Genomic DNA, 25249 nt, shown 5'->3' on the forward strand with positions numbered 1-25249 from the left:
CCTTCCTCTACCGGAGGCGTTAGGAAGGGCCCCTTCCTTACATCTCAGCGGCGGGCGACGCCGTCGCGGCGAGCGGCCTCGGCGACGGCCTCGGCCACCGCCGGGGCGACCCGCGGGTCCAGCGGCGAGGGCACGATCGCGTCGGCGGTCAGCGACCCGGCCACCACGCCGGCGATGGCGTCGGCGGCGGCCACCTTCATCGAGTCGGTGATCCGGGTGGCTCCGGCGTCCAGCGCGCCCCGGAACACACCCGGGAACGCGAGCACGTTGTTGATCTGGTTCGGGTAGTCGCTGCGCCCGGTGGCGACCACCGCCACGTGCCGGGCGGCCACCTCGGGGTGCACCTCAGGGGTGGGGTTGGCCAGTGCGAACACGATGCCGCCGGGGGCCATGCCGGCCACCGCCGCCTCCGGGATCTGCCCGCCGGAGACGCCCACGAGCACGTCCGCGTCGCGCAGCGCCTCGGTGATGTCGCCCTGCCGGCCCTCGGCGTTGGTGAGCTCGGCCAGCTCGGCCTTGGTGCCGGTCAGCTCCCGGTGCCGGCCGATGATGCCGCGCGAGTCGCACACCACCACCCGGTCCGGGTCCACGCCGCCGGCGATCAGCATCTTGGTGACCGCCACCCCGGCCGCGCCCGCGCCGCTGACCGCCACCCGCAGGTCGCCGAGCTTGCGGTTGAGCAGTGCGGCGGCGTTGCGCAGCGCGGCGAGCACCACGATCGCGGTGCCGTGCTGGTCGTCGTGGAAGACCGGGATGTCCAGCGCCTCGTCGAGCCGGCGCTCCACCTCGAAGCAGCGTGGGGCGCTGATGTCCTCCAGGTTGATCCCGCCGAACGAGGGCGCGAGCGCCCTGACCGTCGCGACGATCTCGTCCACGTCCTGGGTGTCCAGGCAGACCGGCACCGCGTCCACGCCGGCGAACTGCTTGAACAGCACCGCCTTGCCCTCCATCACGGGCAGCGCGGCGCGCGGGCCGATGTTGCCCAGACCGAGTACGGCGGAACCGTCGGTGACCACGGCGACAGTGTGCGACACCCAGGTGTAGGTGTCGGCGAGCGCGGGGTCGGCGGCGATCGCCTCGCACACCCGGGCGACCCCCGGGTGTACGCGAGGGAGAGGTCCTCGCGGCTGGTCAGCGGCACTGTGGAGGCGACTGCCATCTTGCCGCCGACATGCAGGCGGAAGACGGGATCGGCGGGGTCCGGGGTGGACGAAGACATGGTGACTCCAGGATCTGTCGAGCAGACGGACCGGCCGGCGTGGTCAGCGGTGGTCAGCGACCGGCGGCGCGGCGGTGCGGGGGTCACCCGGGCACTTTTCGAGCATAGTCACGCTTCGGCGCCCGGTATGTGAGCGGGGTCATATCCGGTCCGGCTCCTACCGGCGCTTGACCCGTCCCGGACGCGGCCACCAGCGGGCCACCACCCGGCCGCGGACGTCGGCCACCCCGTACGCCCGGGAGTCGTCGGTGACGAACTCGTTGTCGCCGCGCAACCACCATCCGCCGTCGCGGGGTTCCACCGCCCGCTTCACGACGAGCAGGCCGGGGCGGCTGCGGAACACCGCGACGACCACGTCCCCGGGGCGTGCCGGCCGGCCTCCGGTTCGGACCAGCACGGCGTCGCCGTGCCGCAGCGTCGGGGACATGGACGGGCCGGTCACCAGCACCGGCACCAGCGGGCCGCGCAGCGCCGGAGGTTCACCGGTGGGCGTCATGTCACCTCACAGCCCCCGAGGGCGTCTCCAGGAGTAATGTCGTCCTGGATCATCGCAAACAACCCATGGAGGATCCTGATGCGCCTTCCCCGCATCCTCACGCCCCGGGTGACGGCCAGCGCTCACTGCGACCTGCCCTGCGGCGTATACGACCCGGCCCAGGCCCGGATCGAGGCCGAGTCGGTCAAAATGATCTGCGAGAAGTACCAGGCCAACACCGACCCGGAGTTCCGTACCCGCGCCATCCTGATCAAGGAGCAGCGGGCGGAGCTGGTCAAGCACCACCTGTGGGTGCTCTGGACCGACTACTTCAAGGCGCCGCACTTCGAGAAGTACCCGCACCTGCACCAGCTGTTCAACGAGGCCACCAAGCTGGCCGGTGCGGCCGGCGCCAAGGGCGGCACCGACCCGGCCAAGGCCGACGAGCTGCTGACGAAGATCGACGAGATCTCGAAGATCTTCTGGGAGACCAAGCAGGCGTGACGTCGCCCGACGGCACTCCGACGATCCGGCCGGTACGTCCCGAGGACGTACCGGCCGTCGTCGCCATGGTGCACGAACTCGCCGAGTACGAGCGCGCGCCCGAGCAGTGCCACCTCACCACGGACCAGCTCGACGCCGCCCTGTTCGGCCCGTCCCCGGCGCTGTACGGCCACGTCGCGGTCGACACGTCGGACCGGCCGGTCGGTTTCGCGCTCTGGTTCCTCAACTTCTCCACCTGGGCCGGCGTGCACGGCATCTACCTGGAGGATCTCTACGTCCGCCCGGACGCCCGGGGCACCGGCGCGGGCCGGATGCTGCTCGCCACGCTCGCCGCGATCTGCGTGGAGCGCGGCTACCAGCGGCTGGAGTGGTGGATGATCCACTGGAACCCGGCGGCCCGCTTCTACGCCGCGATCGGCGCGACGCCGATGGACGAGTGGACCCCGTACCGCCTGGCCGGGCCCGCGTTGCGCGAGCTCGCCACGCACGCGACGGCCGCGCCCACGCGGTCCGCCCCCTGACCGGGTAGAGTCCCGCACCGGGGGGAGGAGCCGTGACTCAACTGACCGGGCACCTGACGACCGACGACGACGTCGTCCACCTCACCGTGCCCGCCGACGGTGGTTACCTCGGCGTGCTCCGCACCGCCACGGCCGGGCTCGCGGCCCGGCTCCAGTTCGCCCTCGACGAGATCGAGGATCTGCGCATCGCCGTCGACGAGGCGTGCGCCATGCTGCTCGCCATCGCCACCCGTGACGCCGAGCTGGAGTGCCGCTTCGCGGTCACCGAGGACGCGCTCACAGTCGAGGTGACGGTGCCGACGGTCCGGGGTGCCACGCTCCCGTCCGAGTCGTCGTTCGCATGGAAGGTGCTCACCGCGCTGACCACCGGGGCGAACGCCCAGGCGTCCGGTGGCCGGGCCACCATCTCGCTGCTGACCCGCCGCGCCGGCGGCTTCTGACCGATCTTCGCGGCCACCGGCCCGGCGGTCTCCGGGCTGGCCCGGGTTCAGCGGGCCCGGCGGTGTCCGGCTCGGCTCAGCGCTCGGCGGGCCGCTCGCCGAAACCCAGCGCACGATTGGTCGGACCGCTCACCAGCAGGCCGACCATGCCGATCCCGAGCGCCATCAGCGGCACCCCGAGCCAGCCCATGCCGCCCTCGGTCATGAACCAGCCGACCGGCAGCAGCATGAGCTGGAGCACGATGGCCGGCGCGCGGGCCCCGGCCCGGCGGCGGGACAGCGCGCCGCCCAGCGCCCAGAGCGCCACCGCGCCGCCGGCGGCGAAGGCGGTCACCAGCAGCGCCGAGGTCAGATCCGTCGTGTCGGCGGTGAGGTCGGACCAGATGAGCCACACCGCGATCAGCCCCAGCGCCACCGCCTGGGCACGTAGCAGGAGCACCGCGGCGCGCAGCGTGCCGGGGAGCGGGTCGGAGTCGATCGTCACGGGCGCCACGATACCGGTGGGTAGTCGCGGTACAGTGCCGCCCATGCGGGCCGTCCTGGTGGTCAATCCGAAGGCCACCACCACCAGCGAGCGCAGCCGGGACGTGCTGGTCCGGGCGTTGCGCAGTGAAGTCGACCTGTCGGTGCGCTACACCCGCCGGCGGGGCCACGCCATGGACCTGGCCCGGGAGGCCGCCCAGGAGGGCGTCGACCTGGTGGTCACGCTCGGCGGCGACGGCACCGTCAACGAGGTGGTGAACGGCCTGATGGCGGCGGAGCCGCCGACGTTCCGCACCGGACAGACCTCGGCCGAGCGGCTGCCCGCGCTGGCCACCGTGCCGGGCGGTTCGACGAACGTCTTCGCCCGCGCGCTCGGGCTGCCGCGGGAGTGGCCGGACGGCACCAGCATGATCCTGGAGGGGCTGCGGCTGGGCCGGTCCCGCACGATCGGGCTGGGCCGGGCGGACGACCGCTACTTCACGTTCTGCGCCGGCTTCGGGCTGGACGCGGCGGTCATCCGCCGGGTGGAGCAGGCCCGCAAGAAGGGGCGCGTCTCCACCCCGGCGCTCTACTTCCGGTCCACAGCGAGTCAGTACTTCGTCGGCTCGGACCGCCGCCACCCGTCGATCACGCTGGAGCGCCCGGGTGAGGCGCCCGCGACGGAGTTGGCCACCGCGATCATCCAGAACACCGCGCCGTGGACGTACCTGGGCGACCGGGAGATCAACCCGAACCCGGAGGCGTCGTTCGACAGCGGTCTCGACGTGCTCGCGTTGCGGCGGCTGCGGGTGGCCAGCACGGCCCGTACGGCGGCGCAGTTCTTCTCGAAGCGACCGGATCCGCACGGCAAGCAGGTGTTGCGGCTGCACGACGTGGCGGAGTTCACGCTGGTCTCGGACCGTCCGTTGCCGTTCCAGCTGGACGGGGACTACCTCGGCGAGCGGGAGAAAGTCCGATTCACATCCGTACCGGCCGCACTGAGAGTAATCTGCTAGGTCTCGGGTATCCCAGTCGGCTGACGCGGACCCCCGCCGCGCGGGTGCGGTGGCCGCCACGCCGAGGAAGGGTGCCGGAAATGTCAGCAACGTCACGCGGACCGTACTACATTGATTATCGACTGTGGCACGCCGGGTAACCAGAGCCCTGGTAAACCCGGACAAATGGGTGGTGAGCCCGCTCACTGTTCGGAGTTTTTCCGAGCGTCACCCTTGACATCGCTGTAGTTCGTGAAAGTATTCACAAGCGAACTCGTGTTGTCGGGACATTGCCTGGATATGCTCGTTCGGTTGAGCTGTTCCAGCAGGTCCAGGCACCCCACAGCCTGCTCACGCTGCGCCGAATTGATGGATGCTGACCGTCACCATTCGGCAATGCGGACGCATATAGAAATAGCAACGAAGCGTTATCTGGCCACCCACTAAGAATGAGGAGTGTTGCCGCCATGGACTGGCGCCACGATTCGGTCTGCCGCGACGAGGACCCGGAGCTGTTCTTCCCCATCGGGACGTCCGGCCCGGCCCTCCTGCAGGTGGAGCAGGCGAAGGCCGTCTGCCGGCGCTGCCCCGTGACCGACCAGTGCCTGCAGTGGGCGCTGGAGTCCGGTCAGGACGCCGGCGTCTGGGGTGGGATGAGCGAAGAGGAGCGTCGCGCGGTGAAGCGCCGCGGCGGCCTCCGGGTGCTGCGCGCTCACTCCGCCTGACCCGTACACGCTGACCGCCCCGGCCGGGATTACGGCCGGGGCGTTCTGCTGTCCCGGACCGGGTCAGCCCGTCACCGCCGCCACCCGCCGCCGGACCAGGTCCGCCAGCTCCGGCAGGTCGGTCAGCGGGTCGGCCACCGCCACCGCGCCGGCCGACCGGGCCGACGTGCGTACCCCGTCGTGGAACCGGCCCGGGGCCAGGAAATAGGCGGCCACGGCGACCCGGCGGGCACCAGCCGCGCGCAGTCGCGTCACCGCGCCGCCCACCTCCGGAGGCGCCGCCGAGGCGTACGAGACGCGGCAGGGCACGCCCAGCCCGGCGCCGAACGCCGCCGCGACCCGCCCCACCGAGGCGCGCGCCGCCGGATCCCGGGTACCGGCCGCCGCCAGCACGACCGCGTCCAGCCCGCCCGGCCCGTCACCGGTCGCCTCCGCCAGACGGCGGCGCAGCCCGTCCAGCAGCCCGCCGTCCACCCCGCCGCCGGTCGGCCCGAGCACGTCCGTCACCCGTACCTCGATGTCCACGCCGGCCGCCGCGACCGCCGCCGGGATGTCCACCTTCCGGTGGTACGCGGCGGTCAGCAGCAGCGGCACCAGGACCGCCCGGGAGTGGCCGGCGCCGGTCAGCCCGCGCAGCACCTCGGCCGGCCCGGGATCGGTGTGGTCGAGCCAGCTCGGCAGCACCTGACGACCGGGACAGGTGTGCGCCACGGCCCGGGCCAGCGCCCGGGTCGCCTGCGCCGCGCGCGGATCACGGCTGCCGTGGGCCACCAGCACCACAGGTGGCCCGGCGCTCAGGTGTGCAGGCCGCACTCGGTCTTCTCGAACATCGCCCAGCGCCCGGCGCGCGAGTCCTCTCCGGCCCGGGTCCGCCGCGTGCACGGCCAGCAGCCGATCGAGCCGTAGCCACGGGCGAACAGCTCGTTGACCGGGATGTCGTACCGGGCCACGTAGGCGTCCACCTCCCGCTGCGTCCACGCCGCGATCGGGTTCACCTTGACCTTGCCGCGCCGCGCGTCGAAGCCCACCACCGGCGTGTTCGCCCGGGTCGGCGACTCGTCGCGGCGCAGCCCGGCGGCCCAGGCGTCGTACCCGGACAGCGCCCGCTCCAGCGGCTCCACCTTCCGCAACTGGCAGCAGTCGTCCGGGGACCTGTTGAACAGGCGCGGACCGTACTGGCCGTCCTGCTGGCCCACAGTCATCCGGGGCCGGATCGAGCGCACCCGCACCGGCATCCGCCGGGCCACCTCGTCGCGGACCCTCAACGTCTCCGGGAAGTGCAGCCCGGTGTCCAGGAACACCACGTCGACGCCGGGCGCGACCCGGGAGACCAGGTGCGCCAGCACGCCGTCGGCCATCGAGCTGGTCACGCAGAACCGCTCGCCGAACGTCTGCACCGCCCACCGCGCGATCTCCAGCGCGGGCGCGTCCGCCAGCTCCCGGCCGGCCTCCTCGGCCAGCGCGCGCAGCTCCTCCGGGTCGCGGCGGGCCGGTTCGGCCGCGCCGATCAGCCCGAGTCCGGCGGCGGAGACGAGGCCGGTCACCGGGTCACCGCCCGGCTCAGCAGGCCGGTGAACTTCACCGCGAAGACCCGCGCGCAGGCGTGGCACTCCCAGGCGCCGTGCCCGGCCTCGTGCGGTCGCAGGTCCTCCTCCCCGCAGTACGGGCAGTAGAGAGGCGCGGATCGCTCGCTCATCGCGCCACCTCGCTTCGCTCGCCGGCACGATGAGGCACCGCCGCACTGAGCCGGATGATTCGCTCGCTTCGCTCGCTCATCGCAACTCCTCCTCGTCGACTCTGATCACCCAGTTGGCGAACGTCTCGCCCTCGGTCCGGCCGGCCAGGTAGCGGCGGGCGAGCCGTTCCACGTACTCCGGAAGCTCCTCGGCGGTGGTCTTCAGACCGCGCAGCTTGCGGCCGAAACCGGCGGTCTGCCCCTGCGCCATCCCGAGGCCGCCGCCGAGGTGCACCTGGAAGCCCTCGACCTGCCGGCCGTCCGGGCCGACCACGAGCTGGCCCTTGAGCCCGATGTCGGCGACCTGGGTGCGGGCGCAGGCGTTCGGGCAGCCGTTGAGGTGGATGGAGATGTCCGCGTCGAAGTCGCGCAGCCGCTCCTCCAGGCGCGCGACCAGTTCCTCGCCGCGCCGCTTGGTCTCCACGATCGCGAGCTTGCAGAACTCGATGCCGGTGCAGGCCATCGTGCCGCGCCGCCAGGCCGACGGCCGGGCCTCCAGGCCGATCCCGCGCAGCGCCGTGACCAGCTCCTCGGTCCGCTCCGGCGCCACGTCCAGCACGAGCAGCTTCTGGTACGGGGTGAGCCGCACCCGGTCGCTGCCGTGCGCCTCGACCACGTCGGCGAGCTGCGCCAGCTGGGTGCCGGACACGCGGCCCACCACCGGGGCCGCGCCCACGTAGTTCGCGCCGTCGCGCTGCGGGTGCACGCCGATGTGGTCGACCGGCTTCGCCGGCAGGTCCGCGGCCGGGCCGTCGAGCAACGTCCGGCCGAGGTATTCCTTCTCCAGCACCTCGCGGAAGCGCTCCACGCCCCAGTCGGCGACCAGGAACTTCAACCGGGCCCGGTTGCGCAGCCGGCGGTAGCCGTAGTCGCGGAAGATGCCGACCACACCGGCCCACACGTCCGGCACCTCGCCAAGCGGCACCCAGACGCCGAGCCGCTTGGCGAGCATCGGGTTGGTGGAGAGCCCACCGCCGACCCAGACGTCGAACCCGGGCCCGTGCTCCGGGTGCTCCACGCCGAGGAACGCGATGTCGTTCGCCTCGTACGGCGTGTCGACCAGCCAGGAGATCGAGGTCTTGAACTTGCGGGGCAGGTTCGAGTACGCCTTGTCGCCGACGTACCGGCGGACGATCTCGTCGATCGCCGGGGTCGGGTCGAGCACCTCGTCCCGGGCCACCCCGGCGACCGGGCTGCCCAGCACGATCCGGGGGCAGTCGCCGCACGCCTCGGTGGTCTGCAGGCCGACCGCCTCCAGCCGGCGCCAGATCTCCGGCATGTCCTCGACCCGGATCCAGTGGTACTGGATGTTCTGCCGGTCGGTGATGTCGGCGGTGTCCCGCGCGAACTCCCGGGAGATGCCGGCGATCACGCGGAGCTGGGCCAGGTTGAGCTGGCCGCCGTCCACCCGGACCCGGAGCATGAAGAACTCGTCCTCCAGCTCGTGCGGCTCCAGGACTGCGGTACGCCCGCCGTCGATGCCGGCCTTGCGCTGGGTGTAGAGGCCCCACCAGCGGAACCGGCCGCGCAGGTCCTGCGGGTCGATCGAGGCGAACCCGCGGTGGGCGTAGATGTTCTCGATCCGGTCCCGCACGTTCAGCGGGTCGTCGTCCTTCTTGATCCGCTCGTTGGGGTTGAGCGGCTCACGGTGTCCGAGCGCCCACTGCCCCTCGCCGCGTGGACGGCGGGGCGCACGGGCGGCAGGCGCCGGGGTGTCGGGACGGGTCGGGGTGCTGCTGACCGCCATCGCGGCGTCCTCCATGGTCTGCTGCGGTGCCCGGGAGCGCGGACGCGGCGGCCGACCCTGGGGAGGGCCGTGGACGGCGATGTCGATGACGGCCGGCGCGAGTACGCGCCCGAGACGGAAGGTCGGGCGTCGTCAGTGGGCCGGACAGATCGCGCTGCGCACGCGGCCGTAGTCGACGTGGCGACGAGCCACGAAGCGGCGGACGACAGCGGCGGTCATGTGCCTCATGCTGCCACACCCCGCCCCGCCCGGCCACCGTCCGCCCCGCTCGTCCCACATCACGGGCCCTCACGAAGATCGACCCTCATCCCCACCCGGCCCTCCTTCCCGCCGGCCGCCCACCCCATCCCCGTTGATCAAAGAGTTGACGTCCTCCAAGGTGCCTCCCCAGGACGCAATCCCCTTGGTCAACACTGCCCTCCCCCGCCCACCGCCTAGTTGATCATGAGGATGGCGGGGACAGAAGGGACGGTGAATGCGGTCAACTTCATGATCGACGGGGCGGCGACGGGGTGGGGCGGGCCGGGTGGGTGGGAATCGGTGGAGCGGGCGGGTGGAGGCGCGCGGGCGTGTGACGCTGCGGGGGTGAGGAGGATCGTGCCCGCGTCCGTCAGTGCTCGGCCGGGTCCGGTGGTGTGGGTGGTGCCGGGACTGCTCACGCTCGTGGTGACGCTGGCCGGCCTCGGGCACGCCCAGCCGTGGCGGGACGAGCTGGCCACCTGGAGCGCCGCCACCCGGCCGGTGCCGGACCTGACCCGGATGACGCGCACGATCGACGCCGCGACCGGGCCGTACTACCTGCTCGTGCACGGCTGGACCACGGTGGCGGGCACGTCCCCGACGGCGCTGCGGCTGCCCTCGGCGCTGGCCATGGCGGTGGCCGCAGCGCTCACCGCCCGCCTCGGCGCGGTGCTGGCCGGCCGTCGCGCCGGGCTGCTGGCCGGACTGCTGTTCGCGGTGCTGCCGGTCACCTCGCGGTACGGCCAGGAGGCCCGCCCGTACGCCCTCGCGACGCTGCTCGCCGTGCTGGCCACGCTGCTGCTCGTCGACGCGCTGCGCCGGCCGACCTGGCGACGTTGGGCCGGGTACGCCCTCGCCGTCGCCGCGCTCGCCCTGCTCCACCTGATCGCGCTCACCCTGCTCGCCGCGCACGCCGTGGTGGTGCTGCTGACCGCCGCACGTGGCCCTGCGGCGGTCGTCGATCCGCCCGACCAGTCCCGACCCGAGATGCCCGACGCGAGCCGGCCACGCCGCAGCTACCTACGGCGTTCCGCCCAGCCCCGAGATCGAGCGCGAGTGGAACGCCACGGGTGTCGCGGCGCCCTGCAGACACCCACGGCGTTCCACCCGGCCACGAGATCGAGCGCGAGTGGAACGCCACGGGTGTCACCGGACCCCGGGAGCGCGGAACCGCAGGACGTGACCGGCGAGGCTCGGGAGGCGTCGGCGCCCGGCCGACGGGTGCTGGCAGGGTGGCTGCTGGCGCTGGTGCCGGTCGTCGTGCTCGTCACCCCACTGGCGCTGGTCGCCCGGGGGCAGCGCGGTCGACAGCTCGACTGGGTCGACCCGGCGCGCCTGCCCGACCTGGCGGCGCTGCCCGGTGGGCTGGCGCAGAGCGGCGTGGTGGGCGGCTTCCTGCTGGCCCTCGCAGCGCTCGGCGCGGTCCGGCTGGGCCGGCGGGCGCTGCTGCCCGGGGCCGCCGTGCTGCTGCCGGTGCTGCTGCTCTTCGCGGCCGGCACGGTGGTGCCGCTCTGGGTGACCCGCTACCTGGTCTTCACCGTGCCGTTCGCCTGCCTGCTCGCCGGCGCGGCCCTGGCCGGCACGACACCGACCGGGATCCCGCCGACCGGACCCACCCCAACCGGGACCGCGCCCACCGCATCCGCGCCGACCGGGGCCCCACGGACCGGGACAGCAGTCGGCGGGACGGAGCCGACGGAGACCGCTCCGCCCGGGACAGCAGTCAGCGGGACGGGGCCGACGGGGACCGCTCCGGCCGGGGCGCGGCTCGGGGCGGCGTTGGCCCTGGTGGCGCTGGCCGGGCTGCTCGCGCTGCCCGACCAGGCGGCCCTGCGCCGCACCCACGAGTGGCCGCGCAGCGCACCCGTCGACTACGCGGGCGCCGCCGGGATCATCCGCGCCGGGCAGAGGCCGGGCGACGCGATCGTCTACTCGCCCCGGGACGGGTGGCTGTTCCCGGATCTCGGCATGGCGTACCACCTGGGGTCGAGGCTGCCGCGCGACGTGCTGGTGGTCCGCGACCAGCGTCAGGACGCGAGCCTGTGGGCCGTGGAGTGCGACGATCCGGCACGGTGCCTGGCCGGGGTGGAGCGGGTCTGGCTGGTGGTCACCGGCCGCCGCGCCGACCCGCTGGCTGCGGTGCCGGGCGCGAAGGGCGACGCGCTGCGCGCGGACTACACGGTGCGGCAGGTGTGGCCCCGGCCGGGGATCACGGTGGCCCTGCTCGTCCGGTGAGGCGGTCGGTGGTGCCGCGGGCCAGCGGTACGACGATGGCCGCCTCGGTGCCGCCGTCGGCGCCGTTGCGCAGGTCGATGGTGCCGCGCAGCTCGCCGGTGACCAGCGCCCGGACGATCTGGAGGCCCAGGTTGCCGCCGCGCTCGGCGTCGAACTGTTCGGGCAGGCCCCGGCCGTTGTCGGTGACCGAGACGTGCAGTTGCTTGCGGGCCCGGTGCGCGGAGACCACCACCTCGGGCCGGGGCGCGTCCGCCGGTGCGGGCTCCGCGTCCTCACCGGCGGACGGGAAGCCGTGTTCCACGGCGTTGAGCAGCAGCTCGTTGAGCACCATCACCAGCGAGGTGGCGATCTCGGCGGGCAGGACGCCGAAGGTGCCGCGCCGGCGCATGCCGACGCTGACCTCGGTGACGGCGACCTCGGTGGCGGCGCTGGCGACCCGGTCCACGATGCCGTCGAACTCGACCGCCTCGTCGCTGGACAGCGAGAGCGTCTCGTGGACGAGCGCGATCGAGGCGACCCGGCGCACCGATTCTTCGAGCGCCACCCGCGCCTCGGGCATGGCGACGCGCCGGGCCTGGAGGCGCAGCAGCGCGGCGACGGTCTGGAGGTTGTTCTTCACCCGGTGGTGGATCTCCCGGATGGTGGCGTCCTTGGTGATCAGGGCGCGGTCGCGGCGGCGTACCTCGGTGATGTCGCGGACCAGCACCAGCGCACCGATCGGCACTCCGGCGGGCATCAGCGGCAGCGCCCGGGTGAGCATGGTGGCGCCGCGGGCGTCGATCTCCCGGCGGGGTGGCGCCTCGCCGCGCAGCGCGGCGAGCACGGCGTTGCCCGCGTCGGTGCCTTCGAGGGGGTCGCCGGCGAGCCTGCGGTGCAGCTTGGCCAGATCCTCCCCGACGAGGTGGGAGGCGTAGCCGAGGCGGCGGTACGCGGACTGCGCGTTCGGGCTGGCGTAGGTGACCTTGCCGTTGGCGTCGAGCCGCACCAGTCCGTCGCCGACCCGGGGCGCCGAGGTGGTCTCGCCCGGGTGCCGGGGCGGCGGGAACGTGCCGTCGGCGATCATCTGGGCGAGGTCGTCGGCGGTGGTCAGGTAGTTCAGTTCGAGCTGGCTCGGGGTGCGCGCGGTGGACAGGTTGGTGTCCCGGCCCACCACGGCGATCACCTCGCCGGCCTCACCGTCGCCGGTGCGCAGCCGGACCGGGATCGCCTCGTGGCGGGCCGGGACGTCGCCGTACCAGACCGGGTCGCCCTCGCGCCAGATCCGTCCCTGCCGGTGGGCCACCTCCAGGTGGGCCACCTCGGCCCCGCCGACGATGCGCCCGACCTGGTCGTCCAGGTAGGCGGTCGGCGCGGTGGTGGGACGGACCTGGGCCACGCAGAGGTACGTGCCCTCGCCGTCCACCGGCACCCAGAGCAGCAGGTCGGCGAAGGACAGGTCGGACAGCAGCTGCCAGTCGCCGGCGATCCGGTGCAGGTGGTCGATGTCGGCCGGGCGGAGCGCGGTGTGCTCCTCGGCGAGGTCACGGAGCGTGGACACGCTCCACAGCGTGCCACGCCGGGCCTCACATCGTCGCCGTGACCTTCTTCAAGCCGCGCGGCGCGTCCGGATCCTCGCCCCGGGCCAGGGCCAGGGCCAGCGCGAGCCGTTGCAGCGGCAGGATGTCGAGCAGCGGGGCGTACCGCTCGTCGACCTCGGGCACCGCCATCCGGGTCTCGCCGACCTCGGCGGAGCCGACCACCACCACGTCGGCGCGGCGTTCGCCGAGGCGGGGCAGCACCTCGCGCATCGACGTGCCGCCGGGGCCGGAGCCGACCACGGCGAGCACCGGCACGTCCGGGTCGGTCATGGCGAGCGGGCCGTGCAGCAGGTCGGCGCCGGAGAAGGCGAGCGCCGGGAGGTACGAGGTCTCCATCAGTTTCAGCGCCGCCTCCCGGGCGGTCGGGTACGCGTACCCCCGGCCGGTGGTGACGAGCTGGGCGGCGAACCGGTAGCGCGGGGCGAGCCGGGCCGGGGTGTCGTCGGCGAGCGTCTGCGCGGCCAGCTCGGGCAGACGGCTCAGGGCGGCGTGCTCCTGCGCGGGCAGTAAGCCGTCACCGGCGCGTACGCCCTCGACCAGCATGAGCAGCGCGAGCAGCTCGGCGGTGTAGGTCTTGGTGGCGGCGACCGCGCGTTCGTGGCCGGCGGCGATGTCGACGCTCAGCTCGGCGGTCTCCACAAGCGGCGAGCCGGGGTTGTTGGTGACCGCGAGGGTGAGCGCGCCGGAGGCGCGGGCGACCCGCAGCACCTCGGCCAGGTCGGGCGAGCCGCCGCTCTGGCTGACGCCGACGACCAGCGCGTCGGAGAGGTCGGGCCGGGCGCCGAAGACGGTGATCGCGCTCGGTGAGGCCAGCCCGGCGGGCAGCCCGAGGCGGATCTCGGTCAGGTAGGCCGCGTAGAGCGCGGCGTGGTCGGAGGTGCCCCGGGCGGTGAAGACGACGTGCCGGGGGCGTCGTCGCGCGACGACGGCCGCCACTTCGGCGATGGCCGCCGCGTGCTCGGTGGAGAGCAGGCGCTCGTAACCGGCTGGCTGCTCGTCGATGTCGGCGGCCATACCGGCCCCTGGACGCGTCACTCCAGAACCTCCTTCTGCGCGTTTGCCGCGCGTTAGATGCTCAGTCTTGCACGTTTGAGCAGCCACAAGCAACGCAACGAGCAGGAGTGCGCAGTGGATCACTAATCGACGGAAGATCCCCTAGGCTTGCCCGGCCGACCGACCCGACCCGACCCGCCGAGAGGACGACGTGCCCGAGGACGACGCCGCGCTCTCCGCGGAGGAGGAACTCACGCTGGCCCGGCTGGCACTGGGCGAGGGCGACCTGCAGCACGCCGCCGACCACGTGGCCGCCGCGCTGGTCCGCTCCCCCACGCTGCCCGAGGCGCACGAGACGCTCGCCCGGCTGAACGCGGCGAGCGGCGGCGACCTGGACCTCTTTCCGCTCGGTCAGCAGGCGTTCGTCGGCGCCGTGGTAGCCCGCGCGCACCTGCTCGCCGCCGCCGGCCGCCCCGCCGAAGGGCTCGACCTGCTGGCCGCCGCCACCGGCTACGCGCCCGCGGCGCCCTGGGCCGCCGTACCCTGGGTGACCGCCGCCGACCTGCCGGAACGCCTCGATCCCGAACGCACCGCCCGGATCCTCATGCAGGTCTGCGCGGCGGCGCCGGACCCCGCGCCGCGCCGGCTGCGCGAGCCGCTCACGCCGTACCTCACGCTGGCCCGCAACGCGATCACCGTCCACCCGGCCCATCCGCTGCTGCTGGGCGCCGCGTCCGCGCTGGCCCGGCGCCTCGGCGAAGTCACCCTCGCCGTCACCTGGTCCACCCGGGGGGTACGCGCACAGCCCACCAAACTCGGCGAGGTGTGGCTCGGGTACGCGTACCGCAGCGCCGGCCGGACCGCCGAGGCGCTCGCCGCACTGGAACGCGCTGTCGCGCTCGACCCCGACGACCTCGCGGTCTACGCGGACATCGCCGGCACGCTGGCCGACCACGGCCGCCTCGACGCCGCACTGGGCTGGGTCGACCGGGCGCTGGCGAAGGATCCCACCTTCGACTGCGCGGTGCACACCGCGCACCGGCTGCGCTACCTGCGCGACGGGAACGTGGACCACCTGGTGGCGCTCGCCGACTTCGTCCGCGACCATCCGGACGACACGCACGAGCACGGCGACCTCGCCGAGTGCTGCCGGGGTCGCCCCTGGCTCGGGCAGGTCACCCCGGCGGGCGACGACGCCCCGGCTCCTGACGGTCCCGCTCCCTCGGCGGCGGCGGTACGGCGGCTCCAGCAAATCGCGCACCCGGCGTGGGCGCACCCACCGGCCGCGTACGACGCCGCGGTCGGGCTGGCCACACTGGAGCTCGCCGACCTGCTCGCCCTGCTGGCACACCCGCCGGAGGCGCCTACGACCGCGCTGGGCCGGGTGCTCGGCGGACAGGATCCGGCACTGTGGACGCGCTGCGCGCAGGTCTGGGCCTGCCTCGGCCTGCTGCACCACCGCACCGACGAGCCGTGGGAGCGGTCGACCCGGCGGCGGGTGCTGGGTGAACTCACCGCCGGCGATCTCGGCCCGGCCGCCGAGGCGGCGCTGTTCGCCCTGGTCACCGCCGCCTGGGTGCACCCGGACACCCGCGCCGACGTGGCCGCGCTGGTGGCCGGGCGGATCGCCGGGGTGGCGGCCGGGCCGATCCGGCGGGCCCCGATCGCGGTGTCGCTGGCGTACCTGGCGCGGGCCACCCCGGCGCTCGATCCGGCGGCACGCGCCACGGCCGACCGGCTGATCGCCGGCGCCGAGGGCGGCCCGCTGCGGCGTCTCTGGCGACGCCTCACCGCCTTGTTCCGCAGAGGCTGAGCCCCGAATCCGTCCCGTGGGAACCCCTGCTCTGCCGCGGGCCCGCCGAGCGCCGCCACTTCGCCGAGGTGGCGCGATCAACTCCCCTCCGACCCCGCCACTTCCCCGAACTGGCGAGCAGCGGGGCACAAGGGCACCCGGGCACCTCGTGGAAACGGATACGCGGCGGCCCCGCGTACCCCTGGGTGGGGGCGCGGGGCCGCGGCGGGTGACGTCAGGCGACGGGGGCCTTGCCGAGCGCGGCCTCGGCCTGGTCCTCGGGTGTGCCGCCGGCCGGCGGCACGTCGTTCGTCGCGCGCAGCGGCACCTCCTTGATGAACCAGGCGAGCACCGGTACGGCCACTGTGAAGAGGACCGCCCAGAAGAAGACGTTCGAGATGGCGTCGGAGAGGCCGCCGAGCACCGCCTCGCGCATCGGGCCGGTGAGCTTCTTGAGTGCCTCCAGGTCCATCGCGCCGCCTTCGCCGCCCGAGCCCGCGAACGCGGAACCGGCGGCGGAGCCGGCGAGACGGTTGGCGAAGATCGCGCCGAAGAGGGAGACACCGAACGAGCCGCCGATGGACCGGAAGAAGGTGGCCGCGCCGCTTGCCGCGCCGAGGTCCTTCTGTTCCACGCTGTTCTGCGCGATGAGCATCGAGGTCTGCATGAGGAAGCCCATGCCGACGCCGAGCACGATCATGTAGAGCGAGGACTGCGTCTTGCTGGTGTCCACGTCCAGCAGGCTGAGCAGACCCATCCCGGCGGCCATCACCACGCCGCCGACGATCGGGAAGACGCGGTAGCGGCCGGTCCTCGTGATGGTCCGGCCGACCACGAGCGACACCACGAGCATGCCGAACATCAGCGGGAGCAGCAGCAGGCCGCTGTTCGTGGCCGACGCCCCCTGCACGGTCTGCTGGTAGAGCGGCAGGAAGTTCATCGCGCCGAACATGGCGAAGCCGAGCAGGAACCCGATCACCGAGATCAGGGCGAAGTTGCGGTTGGCGAACAGGCTCAGCGGCAGGATCGGCTCCGGCGTGCGCCGCTCCACCAGCGCGAACACGGCGAGCGCGAGCACCGCCAGCACGACGAGGCCGAGGATCTGCGGCGAGACCCAGTCGTACTCGTTGCCGCCCCACGTGGTCACCAGCACGATCGCGGTGATGCCGACGGACAGCAGCGCCGCGCCCAGCCAGTCGATCTTGTGTTCGGTGCGGTACTTCGGCAGGTGCATGGTGGTGGCGAGGATGAGCAGCGCCACGCCGCCCAGCGGCAGGTTGACGTAGAACGCCCAGCGCCAGGAGAGGTTGTCGGTGATGAAGCCGCCGACGAGCGGGCCGGCGACCATGGCGATGGCCATGATGCCGGCGATCATGCCCTGGTAGCGGCCGCGCTCGCGCGGCGGGACCAGGTCACCGATGATCGCCATGACGCCGACCATCAGGCCACCGGCGCCGAGGCCCTGGACGGCACGGAACGCGATCAGCTCGGTCATGCCGGTGTCGGCGCCGCCGAAGACGCCGGAGCCGGACATGCCGCAGAGCGCGGAGCCGATCAGGAACAGCACGACCGCGGTGAGGAAGACCGTCTTGCGGCCGTAGAGGTCGCCGAGCTTGCCCCAGATCGGCGTGGAGACGGTGGTGCCCAGCACGTACGCGGTGACCACCCAGGTGAAGTGGTCGGCGCCGCCGAACTCGAAGACGATCCGCGGCAGCGCGGTGCTGACGATCATGTTGTCGAGCATCGCGAGCATCATCGCGATCATCAGACCGAACAGGACGACCCGGACATTGGGTCTCGTGGCCACCTGGGCTGGTTGACTCATCGGTAGGCTCCCCCGCAGCTCGGATGATCGACTTACTTGCCGCCCGGCTAGTTTACTTACTAGCCGGACGGTAAGCTGATGGCGGGCACACGTCAAGCGGATTGGAAGGATGTCGGCCGGTGCGGGAGACGACAGGTGGCACGCGGGAGCGGATCCAGGCCGTCGCCTTGGAACTCTTCACCGAGCAGGGGTACGAGAAGACGTCGCTGCGGGAGATCGCCGAGCGGCTGGGCGTGACCAAGGCGGCGCTCTACTACCACTTCAAGAGCAAGGACGAGATCGTCACCAGCCTGGTCGACGACCGGCTGCGCCGGATGGACGAGCTGATCGCCTGGGCCGCCGACCAGCCGCCCACGCTGGCGACCCGGCGCGCCCTGATCGGCCGGTACGCCGACAGCATGTTCGCCGGCGACCTGCCCCAGGTGATGCGCTTCTTCGAGCAGAACCAGACGGTGCTCAAGAGCCTTGTCGCCGGTCAGCAGATGCGGGAACGGATGATGCGGCTGGCCCACGAGCTGTGCCGGGGCGACGACTCACCCGCCGCCCAGCTCCGCGCCGCGCTCACGCTGTTCGCCGTGCACAGCAGCTGGTTCGCGGTGCGCGCGCCGGGCATCACCGACGACGAACGCAAGCGGATCGCGCTCCAGGTGGCCGACGAACTGCTCGCCAAGATCGGCGAGACCGGCCAGGGCTGAGCCGAGCCGCCGCAGCCCGCCGCGGCCGGATCCAGCCTGCCGCGGTCGGATCCAGCCTGCCGCGGTCGGATTCAGCCCGCCGCGGTCAGGTCCAGCCGCAGGCCGCGCAGGTCGATCCCGGGCAGCGGCGTCCAGTCCTTCTCCGGGTACCTGACGAAACCGAGCCGCTCGTAGAGGCGGTGTGCGCTCGCCGCCATCCCGGCGCGTACGCAGATCACCACGGCCGTGCAGCCCAGCTCCGTCGCGCGCGCCACGCACGCGGACGCGAGCGCCGCGCCCGCGCCCCGGCCCTGCGCGGCCGGATCCACAGCGAGCATCCGGAACTCGGCCTCCCCCGGGCCGGCCAGTTCGGCGTACGGGGTGCCGGGCAGCACGAACGTCACCGCGCCGAGCACCTGGCCGGTGACGTCGTCGACGGCCACCAGCACCTCGCCGGTCTCGGCGCGGCCGGACACGTCGGCGAGCACCGGCGCGTACCCGCTCTCGTCCTTGAGCTGGCCGTCCGCCTCGTACGCGGCGACGGTCAGCCGGGCCACGGCCGGGAAGTCCGCCGGCTCGGCGCGGCGCACCCGCAGGCCGGTCAACCGATCTCCGCGATCAGGTCGCCGTCCTGCACCACGTCGCCCTCGTTGACCGCCAGCTTCTGCACCACGCCGTCGGACTCGGCGACCACCGGGATCTCCATCTTCATCGACTCCAGAATGACGAGGGTGTCACCCTCGGACACCGTGTCGCCTGCGGACACGACGACCTTCCAGACGTTCGCCACCATCTCGGCGCGGATCTCCTCGGCCATCTCGGCCCTCCCTCTCCCCGACAGCTCCCCGACAATCCTGCGAACGGTATCCAATCATGACGCCGGTCACGCCGGACCGCGCACCACCACGCGCACGATCCGCCCCGGCGCGCCCCGGCCGGCGGTGACGGCACTAGCATCGTGCGGGTCGGCCACCGGCGAACCCGGGGGGCCACAGCGCGACCTCCGCCGCGCCCAGCCGCGGTCGGAACCGTGACCAGCACAAGGAGGCAGAACATGGCGAAGAAGGCCCGCAAGAAGAAGGCCCGCAAGAAGAGCAGCGCCAACCACGGCAAGCGCCCCAACTCCTGATCATCCGATCAGCGCGGCGCAGTCGCCGGACAGCGAGACGGCCCGGGTCCGTGATCGGACCCGGGCCGTTCGCGTCGCTTGGTCAGTCGGTCAGTTCGCGGGACTCGGTGGTCTCGAAGACCACCAGCTCGGTCAGCCGCAGGCGCAGCCGCTCACGCAGCTTCTCCGGGGCCGCCTCGCTGCCGCAGCACCGGGCCACGAGCGCCTTGACCTCCTGCTCGATGCCGTACTCGCGCAGGCACGGCCCGCACTCGTCCAGGTGGTGCCGGATCAGCACCCGGCGCTCCTCGGCGCACTCCAGATCGAGGTAGAGGTAGACCTCGGCGAGCACCTCGCGGCAGTCCGTCTCGTGCGGTTGTCCACAGCTCACGGTCACACCTCCCGGCCGGCGGCGGCGGTCGAACCCTTCTTCGACGAGGCGGCGCTGAAACCCCGCTCCGCCGCGTACTGCTCCAGCAGCTTCCGCAGATTACGTCGGCCACGGTGCAGACGGGACATCACGGTGCCGATCGGCGTGCCCATGATGTCGGCGACCTCCTTGTAGGAGAAGCCCTCGACGTCGGTCAGGTAGACGGCCAGGCGGAACTCCTCCGGCAACTGCTGGAGGGCCTCCTTGACGTCGCTGTCCGGCAGCCGGTCGAGCGCCTCCGTCTCGGCCGAGCGCAGGCCGCTGGACGTGTGCGACTCGGCCTCGGCGAGCTGCCAGTCGGTGATCTCCTCGGTCGGCGCCTGGATGGGCTGGCGCTGCCGCTTGCGGTACGTGTTGATGTAGGTGTTGGTCAGGATCCGGTAGAGCCAGGCCTTCAGGTTCGTGCCCTGCTCGAACTGGTGGAAGGCGGCGTACGCCTTCAGGTACGTCTCCTGAACCAGGTCCTCCGCGTCCGCCGGGTTGCGGGTCATCCGCAGTCCGGCAGCGTAGAGCTGATCGACGAAGGGCATCGCGTCCCGCTCGAAGCGGGCCCTGCGCTCGTCCGTCTTCTCGGTGGTCAACCGCACATCCCCTCGCGTCGGATGCTTTCCCGCCGAGGATACGCGTACCCGCCTACCGGCAGATTCACTTCCGGAGTGTGTGCCGGTGCTCACGACCGACGCCGCCGCGGGCCATTCCGGCGCGTCGAGCAGCCGCCGGAGCCGGCGCTCGTCCCGTTCGTCCCGTTCCCGGCTCCGTGTCTCGATCGGCACCGGTCACCCCCCTCGCGCTGGCTCTGTCGTCGTCCAAGGGAGGTAACGCGAGGCGTGGGGTGCGGCATTCCTCCGGCCCCACCCGATCCTGGTCCCGGCCTCGGCCGCGACCGACGCTGGGACCAGGAAGGGCCTGGGAGGGTGGCCCCGGCGCGCCCGAACCGGGCGGCCGGCACCAACCGGTGCAACGACCCGCCGCGCCGGACGGTCACGGCGCGCGCCGCACGGTCAGGACGACCACCCGTGCACGCGCAACCAGTCCCGCACCACGGCGGCCGTGCCGGCCGGGTCGCCGCGCAGGTCGTGGCGCTCCCCCGGCCGGACCACCACCTCGACGCCGGGGCCGGGCTCGGGCACACCGAACGGATCCCGGTCGCCGTTGACGACGAGCGTGGGCAGCCCGGTGAGCAGTTCCCCGGCCCGGGATCGTTCCGGTCGCCCCGGCGGGTGCAGCGGGAACGCCAGCGCCACCACTCCGGCCGCCCCGACCGTAGCGGCGGTACGGCAGGCCACCCGGGCGCCACTGGACCGGCCCCCGACCACCCAGTGGCGCACCCCCGGGGCGCGCCGGCGCAGGTCGGCCAGCACCGCCGTCCACGCCTCGTCGAGGTGCCCGGCGGGGGCGGGCGCGCGTCGCCCGGCGACCCGGTACGGCTGGGTCACCAGGGCCACCCCGGCCCCGGCGGCGAGCACCGCGTCCCGCACGGCGGTCAGGTCGGGCGCGTCCACGTCACCACCGGCGCCGTGACCGAGCACCAGCACCGTGGTGCCGCCGGCGGGCATGTCGAACCGGAGCCGGGCGGGCCCCCGTGGGGTGTGGATCTCGTCGTCGTGCCGCACCGGCTCATTCTGCGCGGCCCGCCGGCCCGCCGGTGATCGGGCACGGAGACGGACGTCGCCCGCGGCGCGCCGGAGCGGGCCACGGGCGATGTCGGGATCAGCTCAGCGGGACCAGCGTGAGCAGGCGGTCGCGCACCGGCGGACCGGCGTCGTCGAGCGCGTCCGGATCCGGCTGCACCTCGCTGCGCCAGGCCACCAGCATGGCGCGCCGCTCACGCGGCGTGGTGCCGCCCCAGACGCCGTGACAGTCGCCCACCTCCAGCGCCCAGGCCAGGCAGGAGCCCTGGACGTCGCAGGTGCGGCAGAGCGCCACCGCCGCGTCGGCCGGTTCGTTCGGTGCCGGAAAGAACGTCTCCGGATCGACGTTCTGACAGGTGCCCCTGGTCCGCCACGCGTCGTCCTGGCGTCGTTCGCTCAGCGCCCGCAGCAGTCGCGGATCGCGCCGCGCGGCGGCCACCTCGTGCGGACGCGGCATACGTGCCCGTGTCAATACACCCACCTCCCCCGTGGGAACCGGCGTAGACCTCTAAAAGATCGATGGGTGTCATCCGCCCCGTGCGAACAGACGCCCATCACCGGCGCTGTGTTCTATCGCATTCGCATACGTAAGGACAAGGGTCTTCAATGAAACTGACTGAACGTCCGGGCGACTTTTCCGGTCGAACCCCGGCAAACGGGTGCGCGCGAATGTGGCGGAGCGTGATCAGAACAGCGTCGGCCCGGCCGCCGTCTCGACCCCCGCCGGAGCCACCGCGGCGATCAGCTCCGGGCCGTCGTTGCGGACGTCCCCCACCGCCCGGGAGACGGGCCGGATCTCCAGCCCGGCGAGCAGGCCGGCGTCCGGCGGCGCGAGCAGTTCCGCCGGCTCCTCGGCCGGGCCGAGCCAGCCCGCCCAGCGTTCCGGCGACAGCAGCAGCGGCATCCGGTCGTGCACCTCGGCCAGCTCACCGACAGCGGAAGTGGTGAGCACGCTGAACGTGAGCCGGGACGCGCCGGCCGACTCCCACACCGACCAGATGCCGGCGAAGGCCAGGACCGAGCCGTCCCGCGGCGTCATGAAGTAGGGCTGGCGCCCGCCGTCGGCGAGGCGGACCCACTCGTACCACCCGTCGGCGGGGACCAGGCAGCGGCGACGGGCGAAGGACGGCGCGTACGCCCGGCTGGTGGCGACCGTCTCGGCCCGCGCGTTGATCATGCGGGCGGCTCCGGAGGCGCTGCGCGACCACTGCGGGAGCAGGCCCCAGCGGCCGAGGGAGAGCAGCCGGTGCCCCTCCGGGGCGAGCCGGACCAGCGGCACCGGGTCGGTCGGCGCGACGTTGTAGTCCGGCGTCACCCCGCCGGTCTCGTCGGCCGACTCGAACAGCGCGCTCAGGTCGGCGGCGCTCCGGGTCGTGGCGTACCTCCCGCACATGGCGCCCACGCTAGCCCCATCCGGACGTTCCGGCTGTCCCGCCCAACGGGAGCAGCGGCGACGGACGGTTCCACCGGCCCGTGAGCTTGGCAGAATGTGACCGTGAGCAATCCGACCGCGACGCCTCCGCCGCAGCAGTGGACCGCGCCGACCGCGAGCGACCCGGTCGCCGCGACGCTGCGCCTGCCCGGCTCCAAGTCGATGACCGCCCGGGCCCTGGTGCTCGCCGCGCTCGCCGGTGGGCCGTCGACACTCGCCCGGCCGCTGCGCGCCCGGGACACCGAACTGATGGCCGGTGGCCTGCGCGCACTCGGCGCCCACATGTCGATCTCGGACGACGACCGCTGGCTGGTCCGCCCCTATCCGCTGGCCGGCCCGGCGCACGTCGACGTCGGCCTGGCCGGCACCGTGATGCGCTTCCTGCCCCCGGTGGCCGGGCTGGCCGCCGGCCGGGTCACGTTCGACGGCGACCCGCACGCCCGGACGCGCCCGCTCGGTCCGCTGATCGGCGCGCTGCGCACGCTCGGCGTCCGCATCGACGCGCCTCCGGCCGGCAGCCTGCCGCTCGTCGTGCTCGGCGCGGGCCGGGTCACCGGCGGTCAGGTGGTGATCGACGCCTCCGCGTCCAGCCAGCTCGTCTCCGGGCTGCTGCTCGCCGCGCCGCGCTTCGACCGAGGCGTCGTGGTCCGGCACGAGGGGCCGCCGGTGCCGTCCGCGCCGCACGTGCGGATGACGGTGCAGATGCTGCGCGCCGCCGGCGCCGCCGTCGACGACACCACACCCGACGTCTGGACGGTCGAGCCGGGCCCGCTGTCCGGGCGCGGCTGGGAGGTCGAGCCGGACCTGTCCGGCGCCGCGCCGTTCTTTGCCGCCGCGCTGGTCACCGGCGGCGAGGTGACGCTCCAGGGCTGGCCGCGCAGCAGTCTCCAGCCGGTCGAACGGCTCCGGGAGCTGCTGCACCGGATGGGCGGCGAGGTGAGCCTCGGCACCGACGGCCTGACCGTGCGGGGCACCGGCACCGTGCGCGGGCTCGACGCCGACCTCTCCGACGTGGGCGAGCTGACACCGGTGCTGACCGCGCTCACGCTGCTCGCCGACGGCCCGTCCCGGCTCACCGGAATCGGTCACATCCGCGGCCACGAGACCGACCGGGTCACCGCGCTGGCGAAGGAGTTCACCGCGCTCGGCGCGCACATCACCGAGACCCGTGACGGGCTGGACATCCGGCCCCGCCCGCTGCGCGGCGGGACGTTCCGCACGTACGCCGACCACCGGATGGCGCACGCGGCGGCGGTGGCCGGGCTCGCCGTCCCCGGCATCGAGGTCGACGACGTGGCGTGCACCTCCAAGACCATGCCGGAGTTCCCGGCACTATGGTCGGGGATGGTGACCGGCAAGAACTGACAGCGGGGGGACGTCCTGACGACGAAGCGGCGCGAGTACGACGAGGACGACGTCCGGGTACGACCGGGCCGGTCGTCGCGCCCGCGTACGCGCACCCGGCCCCGGCACGCCGACGCCGTCGACGGGTTCGTCATCGCCGTCGACCGGGGCCGCTACACCTGCGTGCTCCCCGGCGCCGGGCCGGACACGCCGGTCGTGACCGCCATGCGCGCCCGCGAGCTGGGGCGCAAGTCGGTGGTGGTGGGCGACCGGGTGGGGCTGGTCGGGGACACCTCCGGTGCGCCGGGCGCGCTGGCCCGCATCGTGCGCATCGCCGAGCGGACCTCGGTGCTGCGGCGTACCGCCGACGACGACGAGACCACCGCCGAGGGGCGGCTGGAACGGGTCGTGGTGGCCAACGCCGACCAGTTGGTGATCGTCAGCGCGCTCGCCGACCCGCCGCCGCGTACCGGGTTCATCGACCGCTGCCTGGTGGCCGCGTACGACGCCGGCATCGAGCCGCTGCTCTGCCTCACCAAGGCGGACCTGGCCGGCCCGGAGGCGGTGCTCGGCTACTACACCGAGCTGGAGCTGCCGTACGTGCTGATCCGCCCGGACTCCGACCTGGCCGCACTGCGGGCGCTGCTCGCGGGCCGGATCTCGGTGCTGGTGGGTCACTCCGGAGTGGGCAAGTCGACGCTTGTCAACCGCCTCGTCCCGGAGGCCGAACGGGCGGTGGGCACGGTCAGCGCCATCGGCCGGGGCCGGCACACCTCGACCAGCGCGGTGGCGCTGCGCCTGCCCGCCGAGCCGGGCGCCGACGGCGACACCGGCTGGATCGTCGACACCCCGGGGGTACGCAGCTTCGGGCTGGCCCACGTGTCCGCCGAGAGCCTGCTGCACGGCTTCCCCGACCTGGTCGAGGCGACGGTGGACTGCCCCGCCAACTGCCCGCACACCGCCGACGAGGCGGACTGCGCGCTGGACGCCTGGGTGGCCGCCGGGAAGGCGGACGCGCGGCGGCTCGCCTCGTACCGCCGGTTGCTGGCCTCGCGCAGCGGCGAGGGCGACCCGCGCGAACCGGAGCGCAACCCCGGCGACCCGCTCGCCGGTTCCTGACCGGCGGCGACCCGCCGTCGCCGGCC

At 73.5% G+C, this 25249-nt stretch carries 27 protein-coding genes and 1 pseudogene; 11 read left to right on the forward strand and 17 right to left on the reverse strand.

Going from position 1 to position 25249, the window contains the following annotated elements; all coding sequences use genetic code 11:
- Positions 1–44: 44 nt before the first annotated feature.
- Together KSK32_RS06315 and KSK32_RS06320 are read right to left on the reverse strand one after the other, a co-directional pair.
- A pseudogene (locus tag KSK32_RS06315) lies at positions 45–1219 on the reverse strand (NADP-dependent malic enzyme).
- 157 nt (positions 1220–1376) lie between these two features.
- Positions 1377–1715: a S24 family peptidase gene (locus tag KSK32_RS06320; RefSeq protein WP_216929430.1), complete on the reverse strand. Its 339-nt coding sequence runs from the start codon at positions 1713–1715 to the stop codon at positions 1377–1379.
- Positions 1716–1793: 78 nt separating this feature from the next.
- Here KSK32_RS06320 and sodN point away from each other — a divergent pair, with 78 nt between their 5' ends.
- Genes sodN through KSK32_RS06335 form a run of 3 tightly spaced genes read left to right on the forward strand, consistent with a single transcriptional unit; the run spans position 1794 to position 3159 of the window.
- Positions 1794–2198 (forward strand): superoxide dismutase, Ni, encoded by a 405-nt coding sequence (sodN, locus tag KSK32_RS06325; protein ID WP_216929436.1) that lies wholly within the window; start codon positions 1794–1796, stop codon positions 2196–2198.
- Positions 2195–2719 carry a GNAT family N-acetyltransferase gene (locus tag KSK32_RS06330; RefSeq protein WP_216929438.1) on the forward strand — a complete coding sequence of 175 codons (525 nt, stop codon included), beginning with the start codon at positions 2195–2197 and terminating at the stop codon, positions 2717–2719. The genes sodN and KSK32_RS06330 overlap by 4 nt, the downstream gene beginning before the upstream one ends.
- A gap of 32 nt (positions 2720–2751) precedes the next feature.
- Positions 2752–3159, forward strand: a complete 408-nt coding sequence (locus tag KSK32_RS06335; protein WP_216929440.1) for an ATP-binding protein — start codon at positions 2752–2754, stop codon at positions 3157–3159.
- A gap of 76 nt (positions 3160–3235) precedes the next feature.
- Here the strand turns inward: KSK32_RS06335 and KSK32_RS06340 are convergent, their stop codons facing one another.
- Complete coding sequence (locus tag KSK32_RS06340) at positions 3236–3643, reverse strand: hypothetical protein (RefSeq protein ID WP_216929442.1); 408 nt, start codon at positions 3641–3643, stop codon at positions 3236–3238.
- 43 nt (positions 3644–3686) lie between these two features.
- Between KSK32_RS06340 and KSK32_RS06345 the strand changes: the two genes are divergently transcribed.
- Both KSK32_RS06345 and KSK32_RS06350 read left to right on the forward strand, forming a co-directional pair.
- Positions 3687–4637, forward strand: coding sequence for a diacylglycerol kinase family protein (locus KSK32_RS06345; RefSeq protein ID WP_216929444.1), 951 nt, complete (start codon positions 3687–3689; stop codon positions 4635–4637).
- 446 nt (positions 4638–5083) lie between these two features.
- Positions 5084–5341 carry a WhiB family transcriptional regulator gene (locus KSK32_RS06350; RefSeq protein ID WP_013288358.1) on the forward strand — a complete coding sequence of 86 codons (258 nt, stop codon included), beginning with the start codon at positions 5084–5086 and terminating at the stop codon, positions 5339–5341.
- A 63-nt stretch (positions 5342–5404) separates the two neighbouring features.
- Here the strand turns inward: KSK32_RS06350 and KSK32_RS06355 are convergent, their stop codons facing one another.
- From KSK32_RS06355 to KSK32_RS06370, 4 genes are all read right to left on the reverse strand, one after another.
- Positions 5405–6154, reverse strand: coding sequence for a sirohydrochlorin chelatase (locus KSK32_RS06355; protein ID WP_216929446.1), 750 nt, complete (start codon positions 6152–6154; stop codon positions 5405–5407).
- Entirely contained in the window at positions 6136–6885 is a 750-nt protein-coding gene (locus KSK32_RS06360) for a phosphoadenylyl-sulfate reductase (protein ID WP_216929448.1), read from the reverse strand. Before KSK32_RS06360 ends, KSK32_RS06355 begins: the two co-directional genes overlap by 19 nt.
- Positions 6882–7037: a hypothetical protein gene (locus KSK32_RS06365; protein WP_193599530.1), complete on the reverse strand. Its 156-nt coding sequence runs from the start codon at positions 7035–7037 to the stop codon at positions 6882–6884. Before KSK32_RS06365 ends, KSK32_RS06360 begins: the two co-directional genes overlap by 4 nt.
- A gap of 76 nt (positions 7038–7113) precedes the next feature.
- Positions 7114–8823 carry a nitrite/sulfite reductase gene (locus tag KSK32_RS06370; protein ID WP_216929450.1) on the reverse strand — a complete coding sequence of 570 codons (1710 nt, stop codon included), beginning with the start codon at positions 8821–8823 and terminating at the stop codon, positions 7114–7116.
- Between the two features lie 444 nt (positions 8824–9267).
- Here KSK32_RS06370 and KSK32_RS06375 point away from each other — a divergent pair, with 444 nt between their 5' ends.
- Positions 9268–11298, forward strand: a complete 2031-nt coding sequence (locus KSK32_RS06375; RefSeq protein WP_254186961.1) for a glycosyltransferase family 39 protein — start codon at positions 9268–9270, stop codon at positions 11296–11298.
- Here the strand turns inward: KSK32_RS06375 and KSK32_RS06380 are convergent.
- On the reverse strand, positions 11273–12835 hold the full coding sequence (locus KSK32_RS06380; RefSeq protein ID WP_216929459.1) for a PAS domain-containing sensor histidine kinase: 1563 nt from the start codon (positions 12833–12835) through the stop codon (positions 11273–11275). The two genes, KSK32_RS06375 and KSK32_RS06380, sit on opposite strands and share 26 nt — an antisense overlap.
- Before the next feature lie 25 nt (positions 12836–12860).
- On the reverse strand, positions 12861–13889 hold the full coding sequence (locus KSK32_RS06385; protein WP_216935859.1) for an SIS domain-containing protein: 1029 nt from the start codon (positions 13887–13889) through the stop codon (positions 12861–12863).
- Positions 13890–14079: 190 nt separating this feature from the next.
- Between KSK32_RS06385 and KSK32_RS06390 the strand changes: the two genes are divergently transcribed.
- Complete coding sequence (locus tag KSK32_RS06390; RefSeq protein ID WP_216929467.1) at positions 14080–15681, forward strand: tetratricopeptide repeat protein; 1602 nt, start codon at positions 14080–14082, stop codon at positions 15679–15681.
- A gap of 214 nt (positions 15682–15895) precedes the next feature.
- Here the strand turns inward: KSK32_RS06390 and KSK32_RS06395 are convergent, their stop codons facing one another.
- Positions 15896–17485, reverse strand: coding sequence for an MDR family MFS transporter (locus KSK32_RS06395; RefSeq protein ID WP_216929469.1), 1590 nt, complete (start codon positions 17483–17485; stop codon positions 15896–15898).
- A 119-nt stretch (positions 17486–17604) separates the two neighbouring features.
- On the opposite strand from KSK32_RS06395, the gene KSK32_RS06400 reads away from it, so the two are divergent.
- Positions 17605–18180 (forward strand): TetR/AcrR family transcriptional regulator, encoded by a 576-nt coding sequence (locus KSK32_RS06400; RefSeq protein ID WP_216929471.1) that lies wholly within the window; start codon positions 17605–17607, stop codon positions 18178–18180.
- A gap of 71 nt (positions 18181–18251) precedes the next feature.
- On the opposite strand, the gene KSK32_RS06405 is transcribed toward KSK32_RS06400, so the two are convergent.
- Both KSK32_RS06405 and KSK32_RS06410 read right to left on the reverse strand, forming a co-directional pair.
- Positions 18252–18764 (reverse strand): GNAT family N-acetyltransferase, encoded by a 513-nt coding sequence (locus KSK32_RS06405; RefSeq protein WP_018784773.1) that lies wholly within the window; start codon positions 18762–18764, stop codon positions 18252–18254.
- Complete coding sequence (locus KSK32_RS06410; RefSeq protein ID WP_013288370.1) at positions 18761–18976, reverse strand: biotin/lipoyl-binding carrier protein; 216 nt, start codon at positions 18974–18976, stop codon at positions 18761–18763. Before KSK32_RS06410 ends, KSK32_RS06405 begins: the two co-directional genes overlap by 4 nt.
- A gap of 237 nt (positions 18977–19213) precedes the next feature.
- Here KSK32_RS06410 and KSK32_RS34890 point away from each other — a divergent pair, with 237 nt between their 5' ends.
- Positions 19214–19288: a 50S ribosomal protein bL37 gene (locus KSK32_RS34890; protein WP_369752275.1), complete on the forward strand. Its 75-nt coding sequence runs from the start codon at positions 19214–19216 to the stop codon at positions 19286–19288.
- Positions 19289–19370: 82 nt separating this feature from the next.
- Here KSK32_RS34890 and rsrA read toward each other — a convergent pair whose 3' ends face one another.
- From rsrA to KSK32_RS06435, 5 genes are all read right to left on the reverse strand, one after another.
- Positions 19371–19658 carry a mycothiol system anti-sigma-R factor gene (rsrA, locus tag KSK32_RS06415; RefSeq protein ID WP_216929473.1) on the reverse strand — a complete coding sequence of 96 codons (288 nt, stop codon included), beginning with the start codon at positions 19656–19658 and terminating at the stop codon, positions 19371–19373.
- A gap of 2 nt (positions 19659–19660) precedes the next feature.
- Entirely contained in the window at positions 19661–20470 is an 810-nt protein-coding gene (locus tag KSK32_RS06420) for a sigma-70 family RNA polymerase sigma factor (RefSeq protein WP_128138239.1), read from the reverse strand.
- A 228-nt stretch (positions 20471–20698) separates the two neighbouring features.
- Positions 20699–21253: an alpha/beta family hydrolase gene (locus KSK32_RS06425; RefSeq protein WP_254187591.1), complete on the reverse strand. Its 555-nt coding sequence runs from the start codon at positions 21251–21253 to the stop codon at positions 20699–20701.
- 154 nt (positions 21254–21407) lie between these two features.
- Positions 21408–21800 carry a WhiB family transcriptional regulator gene (locus KSK32_RS06430; RefSeq protein WP_013288375.1) on the reverse strand — a complete coding sequence of 131 codons (393 nt, stop codon included), beginning with the start codon at positions 21798–21800 and terminating at the stop codon, positions 21408–21410.
- A gap of 213 nt (positions 21801–22013) precedes the next feature.
- Positions 22014–22721, reverse strand: coding sequence for an SOS response-associated peptidase (locus KSK32_RS06435; RefSeq protein ID WP_216929477.1), 708 nt, complete (start codon positions 22719–22721; stop codon positions 22014–22016).
- 102 nt (positions 22722–22823) lie between these two features.
- Between KSK32_RS06435 and aroA the strand changes: the two genes are divergently transcribed.
- Positions 22824–24125: a 3-phosphoshikimate 1-carboxyvinyltransferase gene (gene aroA, locus KSK32_RS06440; protein WP_216929479.1), complete on the forward strand. Its 1302-nt coding sequence runs from the start codon at positions 22824–22826 to the stop codon at positions 24123–24125.
- 162 nt (positions 24126–24287) lie between these two features.
- On the forward strand, positions 24288–25223 hold the full coding sequence (gene rsgA / locus KSK32_RS06445) for a ribosome small subunit-dependent GTPase A (protein ID WP_289256503.1): 936 nt from the start codon (positions 24288–24290) through the stop codon (positions 25221–25223).
- Positions 25224–25249 lie beyond the last annotated feature (26 nt).

The organism is Micromonospora sp. WMMB482, assembly GCF_019038635.1.
GTDB lineage: Bacteria > Actinomycetota > Actinomycetes > Mycobacteriales > Micromonosporaceae > Micromonospora > Micromonospora marina.

What these genes read in the sequence shown, in the direction of transcription:
- KSK32_RS06320 (WP_216929430.1), bottom strand. Translation starts at nt 1,715, where the DNA reads ATGACGCCCACCGGTGAACCTCCGGCGCTGCGCGGCCCGCTGGTGCCG.
- sodN (WP_216929436.1), top strand. Translation starts at nt 1,794, where the DNA reads ATGCGCCTTCCCCGCATCCTCACGCCCCGGGTGACGGCCAGCGCTCAC.
- KSK32_RS06345 (WP_216929444.1), top strand. Translation starts at nt 3,687, where the DNA reads ATGCGGGCCGTCCTGGTGGTCAATCCGAAGGCCACCACCACCAGCGAG.
- KSK32_RS06350 (WP_013288358.1), top strand. Translation starts at nt 5,084, where the DNA reads ATGGACTGGCGCCACGATTCGGTCTGCCGCGACGAGGACCCGGAGCTG.
- KSK32_RS06365 (WP_193599530.1), bottom strand. Translation starts at nt 7,037, where the DNA reads ATGAGCGAGCGATCCGCGCCTCTCTACTGCCCGTACTGCGGGGAGGAG.
- KSK32_RS06370 (WP_216929450.1), bottom strand. Translation starts at nt 8,823, where the DNA reads ATGGCGGTCAGCAGCACCCCGACCCGTCCCGACACCCCGGCGCCTGCC.
- KSK32_RS06375 (WP_254186961.1), top strand. Translation starts at nt 9,268, where the DNA reads ATGAGGATGGCGGGGACAGAAGGGACGGTGAATGCGGTCAACTTCATG.
- KSK32_RS06385 (WP_216935859.1), bottom strand. Translation starts at nt 13,889, where the DNA reads ATGGCCGCCGACATCGACGAGCAGCCAGCCGGTTACGAGCGCCTGCTC.
- KSK32_RS06395 (WP_216929469.1), bottom strand. Translation starts at nt 17,485, where the DNA reads ATGAGTCAACCAGCCCAGGTGGCCACGAGACCCAATGTCCGGGTCGTC.
- KSK32_RS06410 (WP_013288370.1), bottom strand. Translation starts at nt 18,976, where the DNA reads ATGGCCGAGGAGATCCGCGCCGAGATGGTGGCGAACGTCTGGAAGGTC.
- KSK32_RS06425 (WP_254187591.1), bottom strand. Translation starts at nt 21,253, where the DNA reads ATGCCCGCCGGCGGCACCACGGTGCTGGTGCTCGGTCACGGCGCCGGT.
- KSK32_RS06435 (WP_216929477.1), bottom strand. Translation starts at nt 22,721, where the DNA reads ATGTGCGGGAGGTACGCCACGACCCGGAGCGCCGCCGACCTGAGCGCG.